Genomic DNA, 2,962 nt, shown 5'->3' with positions numbered 1-2,962 from the left:
CCTCGGCGAAGATGTCCACCGACGAGTACACCGAGTACGCCAGGCCGCGGGCTTCCCGGACCTGTTGGAACAGGCGCGAACTCATCCCGCCGCCGAGTACCGTGTTGAGCACCGACAGCGCGTGGCGGTGCGGCCGGTAGCGGCCTTGGGCGCGCACGCCGAGCGACATGTGGGTCTGCTCGATGTCCCGGTCGACCACCGTCAACGCGGGGCCGCCCGGCACCCGCGCGGTGCCCTTGCGCGGTGCGACCGGCCGGCGCCCGCGGACCAGTCGCGGCCCGAACCGCTCACGCACCATCGACACCACCGCGTCGTGCTCGACGTTGCCGGCCACCGCCACCACCATCCGCTCCGGGGTGTAGCGACGCAGGTGAAACGAGTGCAGTTGGGCACGGGTCATCGCCGACACCGATGCGACGTTGCCGATCACCGGTCGTCCGAGCGGATGGTCGCCGAACAGGGCCGACAGAAACACGTCACCGAGCGCATCCTCGGGATCATCGTCGCGCATCGCGATCTCCTCCAGGACGACGTCGCGTTCGAGTTCGACGTCGTCGGCGGCGCAGCAGCCGTTGAGCACCACGTCGCTGATCAGGTCGACGGCCAAATCCAGATCGGCGTCGAGCACGTGGGCGTAGTAGCAGGTGTGCTCCTTGCCGGTGAAGGCGTTGAGTTCGCCGCCGACGGCGTCCATCGCCTGCGCCATCCCCGCCGCGGTGCGGGTCGGGGTGGCCTTGAACAGTAGATGCTCCAGGAAGTGCGCGGCGCCGGCGACGGTGGCGGACTCGTCGCGTGACCCGATACCGACCCAGACGCCCACCGACGCCGAACGCACGGACGGCATGTATTCGGTGACCACCCGCAGTCCGCCGGGCAAGGTGGTACGGCGCACCACCGCGGACGGCTGTGCGGTGTGCCTGACGTGGCGCAGGGCGCCCGCGTCAGCTCCCGGCGGTCGCGGCATCAGCAGACCCCGCGGCCGGGGCTGCTTCGGCTGAACCTGCTGAAACGGCCGAGTCATCGGCGACCGGCAGCAGCGAGATCTTGCCCCGTTTGTCGATGTCGGCGATCTCCACCCGCAGCTTGTCGCCGACGTTGACCACGTCTTCGACGTGAGCGATTCGCTTGCCCCTGCCGAGTTTGGAGATGTGCACCAGTCCGTCGCGGCCGGGCAACAGCGACACGAACGCACCGAAGTCGGTGGTCTTGACCACGGTGCCGAGGAACCGCTCGCCTACCTTGGGCAGCTGCGGATTGGCGATCGCGTTGATCTTGTCGATCGCGGCCTGCGCGGATGGCCCGTCGGTGGCGCCGACGAAGACAGTGCCGTCGTCCTCGATGGAGATCTGCGCGCCGGTCTCCTCGGTGATCGCGTTGATGATCTTGCCCTTCGGCCCGATCACCTCGCCGATCTTGTCCACTGGCACCTTGATTGTGGTGACCCGCGGCGCGTACGGGCTCATCTCGTCGGGCCCGTCGATGGCCTCGGCCATCACCTCCAAGATGGTCAGCCGGGCGTCTTTGGCCTGCGCCAGCGCCCCAGCCAGCACTTGCGACGGAATGCCGTCCAGCTTGGTGTCCAGCTGCAGCGCGGTGACGAAGTCTCGGGTGCCGGCGACCTTGAAGTCCATGTCGCCGAACGCGTCCTCGGCACCGAGGATGTCGGTCAGGGCGACGAACCGGCGCTCTGTGCCGCCACCCTCGGCGGTCACGTCGTCGGAGACCAGGCCCATCGCGATACCGGCGACCGGCGCCTTCAGCGGCACCCCGGCGTTCAGCAATGCCAGCGTGGAGGCGCACACCGATCCCATCGAGGTCGATCCGTTGGAGCTCAACGCTTCCGACACCTGACGGATGGCGTACGGGAAGTCCTCGACGCTGGGCAGCACCGGCACCAGCGCCCGCTCGGCGAGTGCGCCGTGTCCGATTTCGCGGCGCTTCGGCGAGCCGACCCGGCCGGTCTCGCCGGTGGAGTACGGCGGGAAGTTGTAGTGGTGCATGTAGCGCTTGGTTTTCTCCGGTCCCAGTGAGTCGATCTGCTGGGACATCTTGATCATGTCCAGCGTGGTCACCCCGAGGATCTGGGTTTCGCCGCGTTCGAACAGGGCGCTGCCGTGCGCTCGGGGCACCACCGACACCTCCGCCGACAGGGCACGAATGTCGGTGATGCCGCGCCCGTCGATGCGGAAGTGGTCCGCCAGGATCCGCTGGCGCACGAGCTTTTTGGTCAGCGCGCGAAACGCGGCACCGATCTCCTTCTCGCGCCCGGCAAAGGTTTCCGAGGTTCCCGAGGCTTCCGAGGTTTGAGTGGTTCCAGTCAGCCGTTCGAGTAACCCGGCCTTGATCTCGTCGATGCGCTGGTTGCGTTCGACCTTGCCGGCGATGGTCAGCGCGGCGGCCAGATCATCGGCAGCCGTGGAGGATACCGCGTCGTATACGTCGTCACCGTAGTCCGGGAACAGTGGGTATTCGCTGGTCGGTTTAGCAGCCGCGTCGGCCAGTTCACGCTGGGCGGCGCAGAGCGCTGCGATGGACGGCTTGGCGGCCTCCAGACCTTCGGCCACAACGGTTTCCGTCGGTGCCTGTGCACCGTCCGCGATGAGTTCGATGGCGTTGCCGGTGGCCTCGGCTTCCACCATCATGATCGCCACGTCAGATTTCGAGTCACCGTCATCGAGGGTACGGCCGGCCAGCACCATGTCGAACACCGCTCGTTCCAGCTGCTCGACGGTGGGGAACGCCACCCAGGTGCCGTCGATCAGTGCCACCCGCGCCGCACCGACCGGGCCGGAGAACGGCAGCCCGGCCAGTTGGGTGGACGCCGATGCGGCGTTGATCGCCAGCACGTCGTAGAGGTCCTTGGGATCCAAGCTCATGACGGTCACCACGACCTGGATCTCGTTGCGCAGGCCGGCGACGAACGACGGGCGCAGCGGGCGGTCGGTGAGCCGGCAGGTCAGGA

At 67.8% G+C, this 2,962-nt stretch carries 2 protein-coding genes; both read right to left on the bottom strand.

All coding sequences use genetic code 11. From position 1 onward, the window contains the following. Nucleotides 1-964: M16 family metallopeptidase (locus AC2VON_RS21025; RefSeq protein WP_486954649.1), on the bottom strand; the 964-nt coding region annotated here is incomplete at its 3' end. Next, on the bottom strand, nucleotides 942-2,962 hold a 2,021-nt coding region (locus AC2VON_RS21020; RefSeq protein ID WP_486954648.1), incomplete at its 5' end, for a polyribonucleotide nucleotidyltransferase. The genes AC2VON_RS21025 and AC2VON_RS21020, both read right to left, overlap by 23 nt.

The sequence above is a fragment of the Mycobacterium sp. TH-M82 genome, assembly GCF_057473605.1.
Note: the sequence above shows the minus strand (reverse complement) of the source record. Positions and strands in the feature narration are given on the sequence as shown.